The organism is Rhodococcus sp. p52 (assembly GCF_000763325.2).
Taxonomy (GTDB): Bacteria; Actinomycetota; Actinomycetes; order Mycobacteriales; family Mycobacteriaceae; genus Rhodococcus; species Rhodococcus pyridinivorans.
This window is the reverse complement of the sequence record NZ_CP016819.1, coordinates 107,315-129,041: the sequence shown is the minus strand read 5'-3', so window position 1 is coordinate 129,041 and position 21,727 is coordinate 107,315. Positions and strand designations below refer to the sequence as shown.

1 protein-coding gene (only partly in view) is annotated in these 21,727 nt (G+C 68.9%); it reads left to right on the top strand.

The genetic code is table 11. From position 1 onward, the window contains the following. Window positions 1-21,727, top strand: partial view of a non-ribosomal peptide synthetase gene (locus IM25_RS00510; RefSeq protein ID WP_065995639.1) — the 3' portion only. It extends 7,850 nt beyond the left edge of the window; 21,727 of the gene's 29,577 nt are visible here — the last part of the coding sequence; its start codon lies beyond the left edge, outside the window; the stop codon is at window positions 21,725-21,727.

Here is a 21,727-nt window from a genome sequence, read left to right as displayed (position 1 = left end):
CCTCGTGCGCTGGACGGAGGGCGCCGGCGAGCTCGACTACATCGGCCGCACCGACTTCCAGGTCAAGCTCCGCGGTCTGCGCATCGAACTCGGCGAGATCGAGACCGCGCTGCTCGTCCTCGACGAGGTCGACCAGGCCGTCGTGCTCGTCCGTCAGGACCAGCTCGTCGCCTACGTCGTCCCGCAGGCCGGTGCGACCTTCGATCAGGTGGCGGCTGGTGCGGCACTGTCCGCGCAGTTACCGGCCTACATGGTGCCCGCCACCTACGTGCTCCTCGACGCCATGCCGCTCGGTGCGTCCGGCAAGCTCGACCGCAAGGCACTGCCCGACCCGGTCTTCGAGGTCAAGGAGTTCCGCGCTCCCACCACCTCCACCGAGCAGGTCGTGGCGTCGATCTACTCCGAGGTCCTCGGTGTCGACCGCGTCGGCCTCGACGACGACTTCTTCGCGCTGGGCGGCAACTCGCTCATCGCCACCCAGGTGGTCTCCCGCATCGGTGCCGCGCTGAACGCCACCGTTCCGCTGCGCTTGCTGTTCGAGGCCTCCACCGTGGAAGAGCTTGCAGCACGCCTCGAACGCGGGGTCTCCGGCGGTCCGCGCCGGCCCCTCGTCGCCACCGAACGACCTGACCGGGTGCCGTTGTCGCTCGCGCAGCAGCGCTACTGGTTCCTCAACCAGTTCGACACGGCGTCCTCCGCGGTCGACAACATCCCGATCGCCGTGCGGCTCGTCGGCACCCTCGATGTCGAGGCGCTCCGCGCGGCAGCACGCGACGTCATCGCGCGACACGAATCGCTCCGCACCATCTACCCGGACTCGCCGGAGGGCCCGCACCAGGTGGTGCTCCCGCTCGACGGTGCGCTGCCCGAACTCGTCGTGCGCGAGGTCGCGGAGGCCGAACTCGAACCCGAGATCGTCGCCTTCATGTCGACGACCTTCGACGTGACCTCCGAGGTGCCAGTCGCGGTGCGCATCTTCCGCGTCAGCGACGACGAGCACATCCTCGCGCTGGTCGTGCACCATGTGTCGGCCGACGGTGCGTCGGTCGGCCCGCTCACCCGCGACCTGATGACGGCCTATGCAGCGCGCTCCCACGGGGACGCCCCGGCATGGGAACCGCTGCCCGTGCAGTACGCCGACTACGCGCTGTGGCAGCGCGAGGTGCTCGGCAGCGAGGACGATCCGGAATCGCTGGCCGCCAAGCAGGTCGAGTACTGGAAGCAGGCCCTCGCCGGCCTGCCCGACCAACTCGACCTCCCGTCCGACCGCCCGCGTCCGCCGAGTCAGAGCTTCCGCGGCGAATCGTTGCAGCTCACGATCTCACCTGAACTGCACCGCGGCCTGCAGGAACTCGCGCGATCGAAGAACGCGACGCTGTTCATGGTCGTCAACGCGGCCTTCGCGACCTTGCTGGCACGGCTCTCGGGCACCCGCGACATCGCGATCGGCACCCCGATCGCCGGTCGTGGCGAGCGCGAGCTCGACGACCTGATCGGCATGTTCGTCAACACGCTGGTCTTCCGCAGCGACGTCGACCCGGCACAGTCCTTCGAACGACTCCTCGAAGGCACCCGCGAGACCGACCTCGGTGCCTTCGCGAACGCCGACGTGCCGTTCGAACGCCTGGTGGAAGTGCTGAACCCCGTGCGCTCGACCGCCCGCAACCCGCTCTTCCAGGTGGGTCTGTCGTTCCAGAACCTGGCGCGTACCCAGCTCGAACTGCCCGGTCTGACGGTGAGCTCCACCGATTTCGAGTTGCAGCTTGCGAAGACCGACCTGCAGCTCACGGTGTTCGACCACTACGACGACGACGGTGCACCTGACGTCATCGACGCCACCTTCACGTACGCGACCGATCTGTTCGACGAGTCGACGGTCGAGGGCTTCGCGCAGCGTTTCGTGCGGGTCGTCGAGGCGATCGTCGCCGACCCGACCACGGCCGTCGGCGACATCGACATGCTCGACGGATCCGAACGGGTCGAGATCCTCGAGTCGTGGAACGCCACCGACCGCGTGGTCGAGCAGGCGTCGACCCTGGTGGATCTGTTCGACGAGCAGGTCTCGCGGGTGCCGGATGCAACGGCATTGGTGTTCGAGGGTGAGTCGCTGACCTATGCCGAGTTCGATGCTCGGGTGAATCGCCTTGCACGCAAACTGGTCTCGCTGGGTGTGGGTCCGGAGTCGACGGTGGCGTTGGCGATGCGTCGCTCGGTCGAGTTGCTGGTCGGTATGTATGCGGTGGTCAAGGCCGGTGGCGTGTATGTGCCGGTGGATCCGGATCAGCCGGACGATCGCAATGCGTACATTCTCGACACGGCTGCTCCGGTGGTGATCCTGTCCACCGAACGCGACGAGTTCACGGCACCGGGGGAGAAGTCTGTCCCCATCCTGCTGCTCGACAGCCTGGATCTGTCCGAGCTGTCCGCGGCGCCGGTGACCGACACCGAGCGGATTGCGCCGTTGCGTGCGACGAACACGGCGTATGTGATCTTCACGTCGGGTTCGACGGGCCGGCCGAAGGGTGTGGCGGTGCCGCATGCGGCGATCGTCAACCAGTTGCTGTGGAAGCGTGAGCATTTCGAGCTCGGTACCGATGATGCGGTGCTGTTGAAGACGGTGGCGACCTTCGACCTGTCGGTGTGGGAGTTCTGGTCCGCTCTGGTCTCCGGTGGCCGTGTGGTCATCGCGTCGGCCGACGGTCATCGCGATCCGGCCTATCTGAACCGGTTGCTGACGGAGCAGTCGGTCACGACCCTGCACGTGGTGCCGTCGATGCTCGAGGCTCTGATGGTCGACGCGGGCGGCACCCTCACGCCGTCCCTGCGGCAGGGACTGGCCATCGGTGAGGCCCTCCCGCCGGCCACCGCGAAGCGGTTCGTCGAGCACAACGCCGCCCGGTTGGTGAACCTGTACGGCCCGACCGAGGCCGCGGTGTCCGTCACCGCCGGTGACGTCACCGATACCTCGGGGGCGTCGGTGCCGATCGGTGTGCCCGAGTGGAACACCCGTGTCTACGTGCTCGACGAGCGTCTGCATCCGGTGCCGGCCGGTGTCGCCGGTGAGCTCTACCTCGCCGGTGCGCAGCTCGCACGCGGCTACTTTGATCGACCCGATCTGAGCGCGGAGCGGTTCGTCGCCTCACCGTTCGGTGACGGAGAACGCTTGTACCGCACGGGCGATCTGGTGCGGTGGACCCGCGATGGGCAGCTGGACTACCTGTCGCGCACCGACTTCCAGGTGAAGGTGCGTGGTTTCCGCATCGAGCTCGGCGAGATCGAATCCGCCCTGCGTGCGATGGATGCGCTGCGTGACGTCGCGGTCATCGCCCGGGAGGACGAGCGGGTCGGCACCCAGCTGGTCGCGTACGTCGTTCCCGCCGAGAACAACACCCTCGACGCGGCGACGGTCAGGAGCGACCTGGCGACGCAGGTGCCGTCGTACATGGTGCCCTCGGCGTTCGTGACGCTCGACGCGCTGCCGCTGAACGTCAACGGCAAGCTCGACCGCAGGGCCCTGCCCGAGCCGGTCTTCGAGACCCGCGAGTTCCGGACCCCCGTCACACCGGCCGAGCAGGCCGTCGCCGCGGTCTTCGCCGAGGTGCTCGGCGTCGAACGGGTCGGCCTCGACGACGACTTCTTCGAACTCGGCGGCAACTCGCTGCTCGCCACCCAGGTGGCCTCCCGCCTCGGAGCCGCGCTCGGTGCGAAGGTTCCGGTGCGCGCCCTCTTCGAGAACACCACCGTCGAATCGCTCGCCGGTGCGGTCGAGTCGCAGCGCGGCGACGACCGCCGGCCTCTCGAAGCCGTCGAGCGGCCCGAGCGCGTGCCTCTGTCGCTCGCGCAGCAGCGCATGTGGTTCCTCAACCGCTTCGACACCGAATCGTCGGCCTACAACGTGCCGATCGCGATCCGGCTCACCGGCGATCTCGATGTCGACGCGCTGCAGGCCGCCGTCGGCGACCTCGTGGCCCGTCACGAATCGCTGCGCACCTTCTATCCGGAGACCGGGGACGGTCCCGTCCAGGTCATCGTTCCGGCCGCGCAGGCGGTTCCCGACCTCACCCCGGTGGACGTGCCGGAGGCGGACATCGTCGCCGCCGTCCAGGAACTCGCGGCGACGATCTTCGACGTCACCACGGCTGTGCCGCTGAGCGCGCGACTGTTCCGGGTCCGCGAATCCGACTACGTCCTCGCCTTCGTGGTCCACCACATCTCCGCCGACGGCTCGTCGATGGGTCCGCTCACGCGCGACCTCATGACGGCCTACGTCGCGCGATCGCAGGGCGACCCCCCCGCGTGGGAGCCGCTCTCGGTGCAGTACGCCGACTTCGCCATCTGGCAGCGCGAGGTGCTCGGCGACGAGGACGATCCCGAATCGCTCGCCGCCAAGCAGGTCGAGTACTGGAAGCACGCTCTCGCCGGCCTGCCCGACCAGCTCGATCTCCCGAGCGACCGGCCGCGTCCCGCGGTCCAGTCGTTCCGGGGCGGCCGCGTCGACTTCACGGTCGAGGCCGAACTCCACCGGCGCCTCGCCGACCTCGGCCGGCGCACGAACACCACGATGTTCATGGTGCTGCACACCGCACTCGCGGTGTTCCTCGCACGCATGTCCTCGAGCGACGACATCGCGATCGGCACGCCGATGGCCGGTCGTGGCGAGCGCGAGCTCGACGACCTGATCGGCATGTTCGTCAACACGCTGGTGTTCCGGACCCACGTCGATTCGGACGCGTCGTTCACCGAACTGCTGGGACGTACCCGTGAGGCCGACCTCGGCGCGTTCGCGAACGCCGACGTGCCGTTCGAGCGGCTCGTCGAGGTGCTCAACCCCGCGCGGTCCACGGCACGGCACCCGCTGTTCCAGGTGGGTCTGTCGTTCCAGAACCTCGCGCAGGCCGCACTCGAACTCCCCGGTCTCACCATCTCCGGTCTCGACACCGACATGGAGATCTCGCAGTTCGACCTGCACCTGATCGTCACCGATCGCTACAGCGAGGACGGCACGCCCACGGGCATCACCGGCTACTTCACCTACGCGACCGATCTGTTCGACGAATCGACGGTCGCGGAGTTCGCCGCCCGGTTCATCCGCGTGCTCGACGCCGTGGTCGACGACCCGGCCCTGCCGGTCGGCGATCTGCCCCTCCTCGACACCGTCGAAACCGCGCGAGTGCTCGAGGCATGGAACGACACCGTGCACCCCACCGCCTCGGCGACCCTGGTGGATCTGTTCGACGAGCAGGTCTCGCGGGTGCCGGATGCGACGGCGTTGGTGTTCGAGGGCGAGTCGCTGACCTATGCCGAGTTCGATGCTCGGGTGAATCGCCTTGCACGCAAACTGGTCTCGTTGGGCGTGGGTCCGGAGTCGACGGTGGCGCTGGCGATGCGCCGCTCGGTCGAATTGCTGGTCGGCATGTACGCGGTCGTCAAGGCCGGTGGCGTCTACGTGCCGGTCGATCCGGATCAGCCGGACGAGCGCAACGCCTACATCCTCGACACCGCTGCTCCCGTGGTGATCCTGTCGACCGAACACGACGAATTCACGGCGCCGGGGGAGAAGTCTGTCTCCACCCTGTTCCTCGACAGCCTGGATCTGTCCGAGCTGTCCGCGGCGCCGGTGACCGACACCGAGCGGATTGCGCCGTTGCGTGCGTCGAACACGGCGTATGTGATCTTCACGTCGGGTTCGACGGGCCGGCCGAAGGGTGTGGCGGGGCCGCATGCGGCGATCGTCAACCAGTTGCTGTGGAAGCGTGAGCATTTCGAGCTCGGTACCGATGATGCGGTGTTGTTGAAGACGGTGGCGACCTTCGACCTGTCGGTGTGGGAGTTCTGGTCGGCTCTGGTGTCCGGTGGGCGTGTGGTCATCGCGTCGGCCGACGGTCATCGCGATCCGGCCTATCTGAACCGGTTGCTGACGGAGCAGTCGGTCACGACCCTGCACGTGGTGCCGTCGATGCTCGAAGCATTGATGGTCGACGCCGACGGAGTGCTGGCCCCCTCGCTGCGCCACATCCTCGCCATCGGCGAAGCGCTGCCGCCGGCGACCGCCCAGCGGTTCCTGACCCACAACCGGGCGCGGCTCGTGAACCTGTACGGCCCGACCGAGGCCGCGGTGTCCGTCACCGCCGGTGATGTCACCGATACCTCGGGGGCGTCGGTGCCGATCGGTGTGCCCGAGTGGAACACCCGTGTCTACGTGCTCGACGAGCGTTTGCATCCGGTGCCGGCCGGTGTCGCCGGTGAGCTCTACCTCGCGGGCACACAGTTGGCGCGCGGTTACTTCGGGCGCCCGGATCTGAGCGCGGAGCGGTTCGTCGCCTCGCCGTTCGGTGACGGAGCACGCTTGTACCGCACGGGTGACCTGGTGCGGTGGACCCGCGAGGGGCAGTTGGATTACCTGTCGCGCACCGACTTCCAGGTGAAGGTGCGTGGTTTCCGCATCGAGCTCGGCGAGATCGAATCTGCCCTGCGTGCGATGGATGCGCTGCGTGACGTCGCGGTCATCGCCCGGGAGGACGAGCGGGTCGGCACCCAATTGGTCGCCTACGTCGTGCCCGCGGACGGTGCGCAGGCGGACATCGAGTCGATCAGGTCCGCGCTCGGCACCCGGGTGCCGTCGTACATGGTGCCCTCGGCGTTCGTGATGCTCGACGCGCTGCCGCTGAACGTCAACGGCAAGCTCGACCGCAGGGCCCTGCCCGAACCGGTCTTCGAGACCCGCGAATTCCGCGCTCCGAGCACCCCGGTCGAGGAGATCGTCGCCGGCGTGTTCGCCGACGTCCTCGGCCTCACCCGAGTGGGTGTGGACGACGACTTCTTCGAACTCGGCGGCAACTCGCTGCTCGCCACCCAGGTCGTCTCGCGGATCGGCGCGGCACTCGACACCCGCGTCCCCGTGCGCGTGCTGTTCGAGGCCCCCAGTGTCGCGGCGCTCGCCGTCGCGGCCGAGCAGCACACCGGTGCGGCGGCACGTCCGCCGCTGGTGCCGCAGCCGCGGCCCGAGCGTGTGCCGCTGTCGCTCGCGCAACAGCGCATGTGGTTCCTCAACCGCTTCGACACCGAGTCGTCGGTCAACAACATCCCGGTCGCGGTCCGCCTGACCGGGGCACTCGACCTCGGTGCGCTGCAGGTAGCGGTCCAGGATCTGCTCGCCCGGCACGAGGTGCTCCGCACCATCTATCCCGAGATCGACGGGCAGCCCTACCAGCTGATCCTCCCGGTCGCGGAGGCCGCACCCGACATCGACGTCGAATCGGCCACCGAGGACGACCTGCTGCAGAAGGTGACGGCGGTCGTCTCCCGCGGGTTCGACGTCACCACCGAGATCCCGCTGCGCGCACGACTGTTCGAGCTCTCCGAGCGCGATCACGTGCTCGTCTTCGTCGTCCACCACATCAGCGCCGACGGCTGGTCCATCTCGCCGCTGACCCGCGACGTCATGACGGCCTACATGTCCCGCGCCGAGGGCGAGGCTCCCGGCTGGGCACCGCTGCCCGTGCAGTACGCCGACTTCGCGATCTGGCAGCGCGACGTGCTCGGCGACGAGGACGATGCCGCGAGTCTGCTCGCGGCGCAGGCCGACTTCTGGAAGCACACCCTCGCCGGACTCCCGGACGAGCTGAACCTGCCGATGGACCGGCCGCGTCCCGCGGTGCAGTCCTTCGCCGGCGGCAAGGTCGACTTCCTCCTCGACGCCGACACGCACCGCGGTCTCGCGGCGCTCGCGCGGCGGACCGGCACGACGATGTTCATGGTCGTGCACACCGCGCTCGCGGTGTTCCTCGCGCGGATGGCCGACACCGACGACGTCGCGATCGGCACCCCCATCGCGGGTCGCGGTGAGGCCGAGGTCGACGACCTGATCGGCATGTTCGTCAACACGCTCGTGCTGCGCAGCCGGGTGGACACGGGTGAGGGCTTCTCCGACCTGCTCGCACGGGTGCGCGAGGCCGACCTCGAGGCGTTCGCCCATGCCGACATTCCGTTCGAGCGGCTCGTGGAGATCCTCAACCCCGAGCGGTCGACGGCACGCCACCCGCTGTTCCAGGTGGTCCTGTCGTTCGAGAACCTGCCCGAGACCGCCCTGGAACTGCCCGAGCTCACCGTCTCCGGCGTCCCGTTCGAGGTCGACACCGCGAAGTTCGACCTGGGCCTGACCCTGCGCGAACACATCGACGGATCCGGCGCGCCCGCCGGCCTGTCCGCCGAGTTCTCGTATGCCAGTGCGCTCTTCGACGAGAGCACGGTCCAGCGTTTCGCCGAACGGTTCACGCGACTGGTCGGCGGCATCCTCACGGACGACCGCGCACCGGTCGGCGACCTGCCGCTGCTCGCCGACGACGAGTTCGCGCAGCTCACGGCGATGCGCGGACACGACGTCATCACCGAACCGAGCACCCTCGCCGAGTTCCTCACGCGCGGCGTCGCGATGGATCCCGACGCCGTCGCGGTGCGGTACGAAGGACGGTCGATCACCTACCGCGAACTCGACGAGACCTCGTCGAAGCTCGCGCGGGTGCTGATCGATCGCGGCATCGGCCCGGAGAACTTCGTGGCCGTGTCGTTCCCGCGCTCGTACGACATGACGGTCACCGTCATGGCCGTGGCCAAGTCCGGTGCGGCGCACGTCCCCGTCGACCCGACCTATCCGGCCGACCGCGTGCGCTACATGCTCGACGACTCCGGGGCCACCCTGGGCATCACGTCGTCCGAGTTCGTCGGCGGACTGCCCGACGACGCGGAATGGCTGCTGCTCGACGACCCGGCGTTCGCCGCGGACGTCGAATCCCGCTCCGCCGCACCGATCACCGACGCCGACCGGGTACGCCCGATCCGGGTCCACCACCCCGCCTACCTGATCTACACCTCGGGGTCGACCGGCAAGCCCAAGGGCGTCGTCGTCACGCACACGGGTCTGGCGGGCCTGAAGGACATGGTCACCGATCTGTACGGGGTGACCTCCGAATCGCGGTTCCTGCAGATCTGCTCGCCGAGCTTCGACCCGTCGGTGCTCGAGTGGATGGCGGCCTTCGCATTCGGCGCGACGCTCGTGATCGTGCCCGCCAGGATCATCGGCGGTCCGGATCTCGCCGAGCTGCTGAAGACCGAGCGCGTGACGCACACGATCATCACGCCGGCGGTGCTCGGCACGATGGACTCCACGGGCATCGACAGCTTCGAAGTGCTCTCCGTCGGTGGCGACGTGACGACGCCGGAACTGCTGGCCGAATGGTCGCAGCGCACCACCTACGTCAACGCGTACGGCCCGACCGAGGCGACCATCGTGTCGACCTTCGGCGAGATGGAACCCGGACGTCCGATCACCATCGGCGAACCCATCGTGGGCATGACGGCCCTCGTGCTCGACTCGCGTCTGCGTCCCGTGGCCGCCGGTATGGCGGGTGAGCTCTACGTGGCCGGCCGGGCACTCGCCCGCGGATACCACCGCCGCAACGCGCTGACCGCCGAGCGGTTCGTCCCCAACCCCTACGGCGAACCCGGCGACCGCATGTACCGCACCGGCGACGTCGTCCGGTGGCGGCCCGTCGAGGACCGGCTCGAGATCGAGTTCGTCGGCCGCAGCGACTTCCAGGTCAAGGTGCGCGGTTTCCGCATCGAACTCGGGGAGATCGACGCCGTCCTCAGTGCACACGAGTCGGTGAACTGGGCGACGACGGTGGGGCGGTCCACCCCATCCGGCGCGACCGTCCTCGTGTCCTACGTGCTGCCCGTCCGCGGCCGCACGATCGACACCGCACAGGTGACGGAGTTCGTGGCGCGCTCGCTGCCGCCGCACATGGTGCCGTCGGCGATCGTGGTGCTCGACGAGGTGCCGCTGACGCCGGTGGGCAAGCTCGATCGTGATGCTCTGCCGGAGCCGGTGATCGAGGAGCGCGAGTACCGGGCTGCGGAGAGCGAGGTCGAGCAGATCATTGCGGAGGTGTTCGCGGAGGTTCTGCATCTGGACAAGGTGAGTGTCGACGAGTCGTTCTTCGCGCTCGGTGGCGACAGCATCGTGTCGATCCAGTTGGTGTCGCGGGCGAAGGCGCGGGGCGTGGTCTTCACGCCGCGCGACGTCTTCGAGCGTCGTTCGGTGGCGGGCCTCGCCGAGGTCGCCACCCGCGCCGACGAGACGCAGGCGAAGCGACTCGAGGAACTCCCCGGCGGCGGTGTCGGCGACGTGCCGCTCACCCCGATCATGCGCGAGGTCCTCGGCTGGCCCGGCGGCTTCGACCGCTTCTCGCAGACCGTCGCCGTAACCCTCCCGGCCGACATCGACCGGGACGTGCTGACCCGCACCATCGGTGCGGTCGTCGACCATCACGACGCGCTGCGCTCGATCCTCGAACGCGATGCCGACGGAGAGGTGACCCTGCGGGTCCGCTCCGCGAGCACCGTGGACCCGGACGCCCTGCTGTCGCGGGTCGAGGTCGCGGCCGACGTCGACGACGCCGAGCTCACCGAGATCGCCTCCCGCGAACTCGATTCGGCGCTCGGAGCACTCGACCCGTTCGCCGGTTCGGTGCTGCGATTCGTGTGGTTCGACTTCGGCTCGGCCGAACGTCGCGGCGTGCTCCTCGTCGTCGCCCACCACCTGGTGATGGACGGCGTGTCGTGGCGCATCCTGCTGCCGGATCTCGGTCTGGCCTGGGGGCAGATCGTCTCCGGTGAGCAGCCGCGGCTCGAGGCCGTCGGGACGTCGTTGCGCCGCTGGGCCCACGGCCTCGTGGATGCCGCGGCACAGCGCCGGTCGGAACTGCCGCTGTGGGAACGGATCCTCGAGGGACCGGACCCGCTGCTCGGCGAGCGTCCCTTCGACCCCGCCGTCGACGTCACCTCCACCGTCGAACGCATCGAGATGAATCTCGACGCCGCGCAGACCGATGCACTGCTCACCACGGTGCCGGCCCTGTTCCGCGGCGGTGTCGCCGACGGTCTGGTGGCCGCGCTCGGACTGGCACTCGTGAGCTGGCGCCGCGACCGCGGCATCGAATCCTCCTCCGCCCTCGTGAAGTTCGAGGGTCACGGCCGTGAGGAATCCGTGGTGCCGGGCGCCGACCTGTCCCGGACGGTCGGCTGGTTCACCAGCGCCTACCCGGTGCGGGTCGACCTCGCCAGTGTGGACGTCGACGACGCCTTCGCCGGTGGAGCCGCGATGGGTGCGGCGGTCAAGGCCGTCAAGGAACAGCTGCTGGCCATTCCGGACAAGGGCATGGGCTTCGGTCTGCTGCGCTACCTCGATCCGGAATCGTCGGCACGACTCGCCGCCGTCGCACGCTCACCGCAGATCAGCTTCAACTACCTCGGTCGCGTGTCCTCCGCGGACGTGCCGGAGGAACTCGCCGAGATCGGCTGGGCCCCGACCGACGCGCTGGGACGCGTCGACGCCGCTCTCGACGCCGACATGCCCGCGAGCGCGGCGATCGACATCAACGCGATCGTCAACGACGGCGCGGACGGCCCGCAGCTCGGCGCGAACATCGCCTTCCCGGCGGGTCTGCTCGACCGCGAGGACGTCGACGAGTTCGTGCAGCATTGGCGGGCCGCCCTCGCGGCGCTCGTCACCCACGCCGCCGACCCCGCCGCCGGTGGGCTCACCCCCTCCGACGTGCCGCTCGTGTCGGTCACGCAGGCCGATCTCGACCGCTGGCACGTGCGCTACCCGTCGCTGGCGGACGTGTGGCCGCTGTCGCCGCTGCAGTCCGGTCTGCTCTTCCACGCGTTGATGACCGGCGAGGACGACGTCGACGTCTACACGATGCAGGCCGTCCTCGATCTCGAGGGAGAGGTGGATCCCGAGCGGCTCCACCGCGCCGCGCAGGCACTGCTCGACCGGCACGCCAACCTGCGGACGGTCTTCGTGACCGACGCCGACGGCGACTCGGTGCAGCTCGTCCTCGACGACGTGCAGGTGCCGTGGCGCACCGTCGACCTGTCCGCCGAGGTCGCCGCGGACGGCGTCACCGCCACGGTGCCGTTCTGGAAGGACGAGGAGGCACGCCGCTTCGTCATGGACACCGGACCGCTCATGCGGTTCGTCCTCGTGCACCTCGGCGACGGCCGCTACCAGCTCGGCGTGACCACCCACCACGTGCTGGTCGACGGCTGGTCGATGCCACTGCTCATGCAGGACCTCATGGCCCTGTACGCGACGAGGGGAGAGGTGTCCCTGCTGCCGCGGGTGCGCTCGTACCGCTCCTTCCTCGAATGGGTCACCGCCCGCGACCGCGAATCCTCGCGTGAGGCGTGGGCGCAGACCTTCGCCGGCTTCGAGGAGCCGACGCTGCTCGCCCCGCAGACCCCACGCCATCCCGGACTGCAGGGCGACGACCGGGTGAAGGTCGAACTCGACGCCGAGCGACTGACCGCCGTCAGCGGCGCCGCCGCGCGCCTCGGTGTCACGGTGAACACGCTCGTGCAGGCCGCCTGGGGCGTGCTGCTCGGCCGCCTCACCGGTGCCGAGGACGTCGTCTTCGGCGCTACGGTCTCGGGTCGCCCCGCCGACCTGCCCGGTGTGGAGTCGATGGTCGGCCTGTTCATCAACACGCTGCCCGTGCGGGTCGCCTTCGATCCGGACGAGCCCGTCTCGGCGTTCCTCGAACGCCTGCAGGGCGAGCAGGCCGCACTGCTCGGTCACCACCATCTCGGACTCACCGAGATCCAGTCCGCGACGGGTCCGACCGTCGGCTTCGACACCCTCACAGTGTTCGAGTCGTACCCGCTCGACGAGGCAGCACTCGCGGAGCAGTCGGCGTCGATCGACGGCATGGCCGTGACCGGCGTGGGCACCCACGATGCGACGCACTACCCGCTGAGCCTGTTCGTGCACCTGCGCGCCGGTCTCGACGTCGAACTGCGTTACCAGCGGGCACTGTTCGATCGCGAACAGGCCGAGACGCTGGTGCAGCGTTTCGTGCGTGCCCTCGAATCGATGGCTGCCCGGCCGGAACTGCCGGTCGGTGAGATCGCACTCCTCGGTGAGGACGAACTCGACCGGATCCTGCGCGTGTGGAACGACTCGGATCACCGGTTGGACGAGAACGCACTGCTCACTTCGCGTTTCGACGGCCAGGTCGAACGCACACCGGACGCGGTCGCGCTCGTCTACGAGGGAGAGCAGCTCACCTACGCCGAGTTCGACGCCCAGGTCAATCGCCTCGCCCGGCACCTCATCGACCGGGGTGTCGGACCGGAATCGCTGGTCGGTCTCGCGGTCAGGCGCTCGACCGAACTGCTCGTCGGTATGTACGCCATCGTGCGCGCGGGTGGTGCCTGGGTTCCGATCGACCCGGATCATCCGGCCGATCGCACCCGCCACATCCTCGACACCGCCGACCCGGTGTGCATCGTGACCACCGCTCGCGACGAGTTCGAGGTGCCCTCGGGAATCGACGTTCAGGCGATCGAGATCGATCGCCTCGACCTCGCGGACGTCTCCGCCGCGCCGATCCGCGACGACGAGCGTCGCGGAATCCTGCGGCCCGACAACACCGCCTACGCGATCTTCACCTCCGGCTCCACCGGCCGGCCGAAGGGCGTCGCGGTGACGCATCGGGCGATCGTCAACCAGACCGAGTGGATGCTGCACGAATTCGAGATGACCTCGGAGGACGTGTACTTCCAGAAGACCGCGACGACCTTCGACGTGTCGTTGTGGGGCTTCTTCATGCCGCTGAGTGTCGGTGCGAAGCTCGTGATCGCCACCCCCGACGGGCACCGTGATCCCGCCTACCTGTCGGAGGTCATCGCCCGCGAGAAGGTCACCATCACGGACTTCGTTCCGTCGATGCTCACCGTCTTCGCGGCACACGCCGACGCGGACGAGTGCCGCACACTGCGCGACATCTTCGTCATCGGTGAGGCCCTACCGCCGGAGACGATCGACGGGGTGCGCCGGATCAGCTCCGCGGACATCGACAACCTGTACGGGCCGACCGAGGCCGCGGTCTCCGCGACCTACTGGCAGGCGCCGGCGACCGGAGCGGTCGACGTGGTGCCGATCGGTGTGCCCGAGTGGAACGTGCGTGCCTACGTGCTCGACGGGCGTCTGCGGCCGGTTCCGGTGGGTGTCCCGGGTGAGCTGTATCTCGCGGGCGTCCAGCTCGCACGCGGCTACGTCCGTCGCCCCGATCTCACCTCCGACCGGTTCGTCGCGAACCCGTTCGGCGAGGCCGGCGACCGCATGTACCGCACCGGAGACCTGGTCACCTGGAACTCCTCCGGAGAACTCGAATACATCGGACGCACCGACTTCCAGGTCAAGTTCCGTGGCCAGCGCATCGAACTCGGTGAGATCGAAACGGCGCTGCTGGCACACGAATCCGTGAACCAGGCCGCCGTTCTCGTTGCGCAGACCCCGACCGGCGATCAGCTCGCCGGGTATGTGGTCCCGGTGCCGGGACGAGATGTCGACACCGGCGAACTCGTCGAATTCGTCTCGGGGGCGCTGCCGTCGTACATGGTGCCCGCTGCCGTGGTCGTCCTCGACGAGTTCCCTCTCAACACCTCGGGCAAGCTCGACCGCAGGGCACTGCCCACTCCCACCTTCGAGGTACGTGAGTTCCGGGCGCCGAGAACTCCGATCGAGGAGATCGTGGCGTCGACGTTCGCCGACGTCCTCGGCGTCGAGCGGGTGGGTCTCGACGACGACTTCTTCGCACTCGGCGGCAATTCGCTGATCGCGACGCAGCTCGTCTCGCGGCTGGGTTCCGCGCTCGATACCCAGATTCCGGTGCGAGCGCTCTTCGAGGATTCCGGTGTCGAGGCACTGGCCGCGCACGTGGAGCAGCACGCCGGTTCCGGTGGGGCCGTCCCGTTGGTGAAGGTGGAGCGTCCCGGCCGGGTGCCGTTGTCGCTGGCGCAGCAGCGCATGTGGTTCCTGAACCGTTTCGATCCTGAATCGGCCGCCTACAACCTGCCGATGGCGCTGCGGTTGTCGGGCACCCTCGACATCCCGGCATTGCAGGCCGCGATTCGCGACGTCCTCGAACGGCACGAGGTGCTGCGCACCGCGTACCCGGAGACGGAGGACGGTGCCGTTCAGATCGTGCTCCCCACCGCCACTGTGGTGCCCGATCTCGATCCGGTCGTTACTACCTGGGATCGCGTCCCGGACCTCGTGCGCGAACTCGCGTACACGTCGTTCGACGTCACCTCCGAGGCTCCCGTCCGCGTCAGGTTGCTGAGCGTGGGAGACGACGAACTGATCCTCGCGTTCGTGGTGCACCACATCTCGGCGGACGGATCGTCGATGGGGCCGCTCACCCGCGACCTCGTCACCGCCTATGCCGCCCGATCCACGGGACGAGCGCCGGACTGGGCTCCGCTCCCCGTGCAGTACGCCGACTACGCGATCTGGCAGCGCAGGTACCTCGGCGACGAGAACGACCCGGAATCGCTCGCCGCCAAGCAGATCGAGTTCTGGAAGCACACCCTCAGCGGCCTGCCGGACCAGCTCGACCTGCCGAGCGACCGGCCGCGGCCGGCCGTGCAGTCCTACGCGGGCGGCAAGGTCGACTTCAGGATCGACGCAGAGCTGCACCGCGAGCTGGTCGCACTCGCGCGAGGCAGAGGCGCGACGTTGTTCATGGCTGTGCACGCAGCGTTCGCCGTCCTCCTCGCCAGGTTGTCGGGAACGGACGACATCGCCATCGGCACGCCGATCGCCGGGCGAGGTCGTCGCGAACTCGACGACCTCGTCGGCATGTTCGTCAACACGCTGGTGTTCCGCTCGACCGTGGACGGAGACCTGCCCTTCACCGCCCTCGTCGATCAGGCGCGGGAGCGCGACCTGCAGGCGTTCGCGAACGCCGACGTCCCGTTCGAACGGCTCGTCGATGTTCTCGAACCCGAGCGCTCCACGGCGCGGCATCCGCTGTTCCAGGTCGGCCTGTCGTTCCAGAACCTCGCGGCGACCAGCCTGGAACTGCCGGGTCTGACCGTCGCGGGAGTCGATGCAGACCTGCAGACCTCGCAGTTCGATCTGCATCTCGTCGCCACCGACCGGTACGACGAGAGCGGCGCCCCGGCCGGCATCGACAACGTGCTGACCTATGCCACCGATCTGTTCGACGAGGCCACCGTGCAGGGCATCGCACGACGCTTCGTCGGTCTGCTCGAGGCGATCGTCGCCGAGCCTTCACTGCCGGTCGGTGATCTCGAGATCCTGGACGACGCCGAACGGCTCCGGATCGTCGAGGAGTGGAACGACACCCTGCATCCGACGGATACGGCACTCACCCTCGTCGATCTGTTCGACGAACAGGTTCGCCGGGACCCGGCGGCGCCGGCGCTCGTGTCCGAATCCTCGTCGTTGTCCTACGGAGAATTCGACGGACGCGTCAATCGCCTTGCGCGGCACCTCGTTTCGCTGGGCGTCGGCCCCGAGACCACGGTTGCGCTGGCAATGCGCCGATCGGTCGAGTTGCTCATCGGTATGTACGCGGTGGCGAAGGCCGGTGGTGCCTACGTCCCGCTGGACCCGGACCAGCCGGCAGAACGCACCGGGTACATCCTGTCGGTGGCGAAACCGGTCGCGGTACTCGCCACCTCCCGCGACGACGTCGGCTCGGCGTTCGCCCCGTCCTCGACGATCGTCGAGATCGATACCGTCGATCTCGACGGACATGCCGACGCCCCGGTCACGGATGCGGATCGGCTCGCCCCGCTGCGTCCGGAGCACACCGCCTACGTCATCTTCACGTCCGGCTCGACGGGCCGTCCGAAGGGCGTTGCGGTCCCGCACCGGGCGATCGTGAACCAGATGCTCTGGAAGCGGACGGAATACGACCTCGGGCCGGACGACGCGCTGTTGCTGAAGACCGCTGCGACGTTCGACCTGTCGGTGTGGGAATTCTGGTCCGCGCTCGTCTCCGGCGGCCGCGTGGTGATCGCGTCTGCCGACGGTCACCGCGACCCCGAGTACCTGCATCGCCTGATGGTGTCCGAGTCGGTCACCACACTGCATGTGGTGCCGTCGATGCTGGACGCGCTCATGGCCTCGGTCGGAGGTCCTCTGACGGGATCGCTGCGCCGGGTGCTCGCCATCGGTGAAGCGCTGCCGGCCACGACCGCCGCGCGGTTCGCGACGGAGAATCCGGCGCGCCTCGACAACCTGTACGGCCCGACCGAGGCGGCGGTGTCGGTGACCAACCACACCGTCGACGGGGACGACGTCGTGAGCGTGCCCATCGGGTCCCCGCAATGGAACACGCGCGTGTACGTCCTCGACGACCGGTTGCGTGTGGTGCCGGTCGGTGTGCCGGGTGAGCTGTACCTCGCGGGTGAGCAGCTCGCACGGGGCTACCACGAGCGTCCCGATCTGAGCGCCGAGCGGTTCGTCGCCTCCCCGTGGGGCCGGGGCGAACGCCTGTACCGGACCGGTGACCTCGTGAAGTGGTCGGCGGACGGTGAATTGGAGTACCTGGGTCGCACCGACTTCCAGGTGAAGGTGCGCGGGTTCCGCATCGAACTCGGCGAGATCGAAGCGGCCGTGCGACGCCTGAGCGCGGTGCGCGACGCGGCGGTCCTCGTCCGCGAGGATGCGCTCGTCGGTCCGCGCGTGGTCGCGTACGTCGTCGGGCACAAGGATGCCGACGTCGACACCGACGCGATGATCGTCGAACTCGGCCGGACACTTCCGTCGTACATGGTGCCGTCCGCGTTCGTGGTGCTCGACGCGTTGCCGCTCAACGCCAACGGCAAGCTCGATCGCAGGGCTCTGCCCGAACCGGTCTTCGAGGCGACGGAGTTCCGGGCCCCCACCGGTGAGATCGAGCAGATCGTCGCCGACGTGTTCGCGGATGTCCTCGGAGCCGACAAGATCGGTGCCGACGACGACTTCTTCGCGCTCGGTGGTGACAGCATCGTCTCGATCCAGTTGGTGTCGCGGGCGAAGGCCCGGGGCGTCGCGTTCACTCCGCGTGACGTGTTCGAACGCCGCACGGTGGCCGGACTCGCCGAGGTGGCGACGAGGGTCGAGAGCGGTGTGCTGCGGCCTACCGAACTTCCGGGCGGTGGTGTCGGCGAACTCCCGCCGACACCGGTCGTACGGGACGTTCTCGAGCGGTCCGAACCTGCCGAACGTCTCGTGCAGGCCGTCGCCGTGACATTGCCGCGCGACGTCGAACGCGCGGGGCTCGAGCGAGCCGTCGGTGCTGTGATCGACCATCACGACGCGCTACGCATGGTCCTCGACCTCGGTATGGCCGGAGAACCCGTCCTGCGGGTCCGGGCAGCGGGCACCGTCGACCCGGCCGCGATCCTGGAGCGGGTGGAGGTCGCCGGTGAGCTCGCCGAGCCGGAGCAGGCGCGCGTCGTGAAGGACGCCGTCGATGCCGCCCTCGACCGGGTGGACGTGTCGAAGGGCTGCGCGGTCCGGTTCGTCTGGCTCGACTTCGGTACGGCCCGACCGGGTGTGCTCGCGATCCTGGCCCATCGTTTCGCGGTCGACGAGGAATCGTGGCGCATCCTGCTCACCGACCTCGCGCGGGCCTGGAAGCAGATTTCCGCCGGGGAGGCGCCGAGCCTCGAGCCGGTCGGCACGTCGTTGCGGCGGTGGACGCACGGACTCGTCGAGGCCGCTTCCGCGCGGCGCGACGAGCTGCCGATGTGGGAGCGGATGCTCGACGACGCGCTCGCCGAGCCGGCCGTTCTCCCGGCGGAGTCCGTCGTGGGCCCGGCGAGCGCGCGTGACCACGTCCGCATCTCCCTGTCCGCGAATCACACCGACGCGGTACTGAATTCGGTGCCGGCGCTGTTCCGCGGTGAGGTCGAGGACGGTTTGGTCGCCACCCTCGGTCTGGCGCTGGTGCGGTGGCGGCGGGACCGCGGTGTGCAGTCGTCGTCGGCGCTGGTGAGGATCGAGGATCACGGTCGTGAGGAGTCCGTGCTCCCGGGCGCGGATCTGTCACGCACCGTCGGTTGCTTCACCAGTGCCTATCCGGTGCGGCTGGATCTTGCCGGGATCGACGTCGACGAGGCGTTCGCCGGCGGTACTGCGATGGCACGTGCCGTCAAGGCCGTGAAGGAGCAGTTGCTGGCGCTGCCGGACAGCGGCGTGGGCTTCGGTCTGTTGCGTCATCTGGATCCGGAGTCGTCGGTGCGCCTGGGCTCGACGGGGCGAGCGCCGCAGGTCGGCTTCGGCTACCTGGGCCGGACGCCGTCGGATGTTCTCGAAGGTGAAACCGGCTGGACGCCGACCGACGAACTCGGTGACCTCCTTCCGGTAACGGGCTCGCTCACCGGGGCCGATCTCGACCTCCGCGCGTCCGTGTCCGGAGGCGACGATGCAAGGCTGGAGGTGCGCATCGAATTCGCGGCGGACCTGATCGAGCGTGCGGACGCCGACGAATTCGGCCGGCACTGGACCGAGGCTCTCGAGGCGCTCGCGCAGCATGCGGGGTCGTCGGATGCCGGGGGTCTCACCCCGTCCGATCTGCCGCTCGTCGATCTCACCCAGAACGAGATCGAGTCGTGGGAGCAGCGCTATCCGTCGTTGACGGACGTGTGGTCCCTGTCGCCGCTGCAGTCGGGGCTGTTGTTCCACGCGTCGCTGACGATCGACGAGCGGATGGATGTCTACACCATGCAGGCCGTGCTCGACCTCAAAGGCGAGGTCGACCCCGAGCGGTTGCAGGTGGCGGGGCAGGCACTGCTCGACCGGTATCCGAACCTGCGCGCCGCCTTCGTCACCGACGAGGACGGAGATTCGCTCCAGCTCGTCGTCGGCCGGATCGAGCTTCCGTGGCGGACGCTGGATCTGAGCGACGTCGCGGAAGAGCGCAGGGAACGCGAACTCGCCTCGGCGTTCGCCGACGAGCAGTCCCGGCGGTTCGACATGGCCACGGCACCGTTGATGCGGTTCCTGCTGGTGAAGTCGGCGCCGAGCCGGTACCACCTCGCGGTCACCGCGCACCACATCCTGCTGGACGGCTGGTCGATGCCACTGCTCATGCAGGACCTCATGGCCCTGTACGTGCTCCGGGGAGACTTCGCTGCGCTGCCGCCGGTGCGTTCCTACCGGGACTTCCTCGGATGGCTCGCCGAGCAGGACCAGGAACGGTCGCTCGACGTCTGGGCCGGGGCCCTCGAAGGAGTGGGAGATCCGACCGTCGTCGCGCCGACGGTCCGGGATCCGGAGAACGACACGATCTCCAAGGTCTCGGTCCTCGTCGACGCCGATCTCACCGCTCGCCTGAGTGCGCTCGCGGCGCAACTCGGGATCACGGTGAACACCCTCGTCCAGGCGGCGTGGGGCGTTCTCCTCGGGCGGACCGTCGGCAACGACGACGTGGTGTTCGGTGCGACCGTGTCGGGACGTCCGGCCGACCTGGCCGAAGTCGAGTCGATGGTCGGTCTGTTCATCAACACGCTGCCCGTTCGCGTGAAGGTCGATCCGGACGAGCAGGTTTCGGCGCTGCTGCGACGACTGCAGAGCGAGCAGGCAGAACTGCTCGATCACCACTACGTCGGGCTGTCCGACATCGAACGGCGGCTCGGGACCTCGGTCGCATTCGACTCGTTGGTGGTCTTCGAGTCGTACCCCGTCGACCGGGAATCCCTGGCCGAGGCGGCCGGATCGATCGACGGGATGACGATCACCGGAGTGGCAGTGAAGGACGCCACTCACTACCCGATCACCCTCATGACGGTCGCCGACACGCAGATCGACCTGACCTTCAAGTACCTGGAGCGGTTCTTCGCCGAGCCGGAGGTCAGGAACATCTCGGAGCGGCTGGGGCGCGTGCTCGACGCGTTCGCCGCCGATCCGGAGTCGGCGGTCGGCGACATCGACCTCGTCGATGCAGAGGAACTCGCCCGTATCGTCGCCGAGTCCGGACCGTCCACCGCGGCGGTGGACACCGGCGCGCGGACGCTGGCCACTGTCTTCGCCGAGGTGGTCGAGGAGGATCCGGCGGCGCCGGCGCTCTCGCTCCCGGCCGATCCGGAGATCGGCGGTGAGGGGACGGAGATCGCCTACCGGGAACTCGACGCACGGTCGTCCCGCCTGGCTCGGCTGCTCATCGGCCGCGGCCTCGGCACCGGCGATGTGGTCGCGGTCGCGATCCCACGCTCGGTGGAGTCCGTGGTCGCCCAGTGGGCGGTGGTCAAGACCGGTGCCGCGATCGCACCGGTCGATCCCACCCGCGTCGACGGGCAGCTGCCCGCCGGAGCCGCTCTGGGACTGACGGTCGCCGGTACCGCGGCGAACGGTACGGACGGCTGGCTGGTCGTCGACGAGCCCGGTGTGCGGGACGAGCTGGCTGCGCAGACGGCGGATCCGGTGACCTACGCCGACCGGTTGCGTCCGGTCGGCTCGGCGGACCCGGCGCTCGTGCTGCCCTCGCGTACGTTCACGAACGTCGAACTGGTCGAGAGGATCGGCACGCTGCGGGATCGGTACGAACTGACCTACGAGTCGCGCAGCCTCGCGGTGGGCGGTGTCGAGATCGAGGCGGTGGCGCTCGAACCGCTGGTCGTCACGGCGACCGGTGCCGTCGTGGTGGTCGTGCCCGAGGGCGCGTCGTCGGGTACGGCACTGGACAGCGTGCTCTACAACGAGTGGGTCACCCACGTGCACCTGCCCGAGGCGTCGCTGAGCACGCTCGAACCCGGGTCGCTCGAGGACCTCGCGGCCGTCGTCGTGGTGGACGACGCCCCCGACGGGTTGCTCGAGGAGTGGGGCGCGGCACACCGCCTGTACCGGCTCGCTGACCTGGACTGA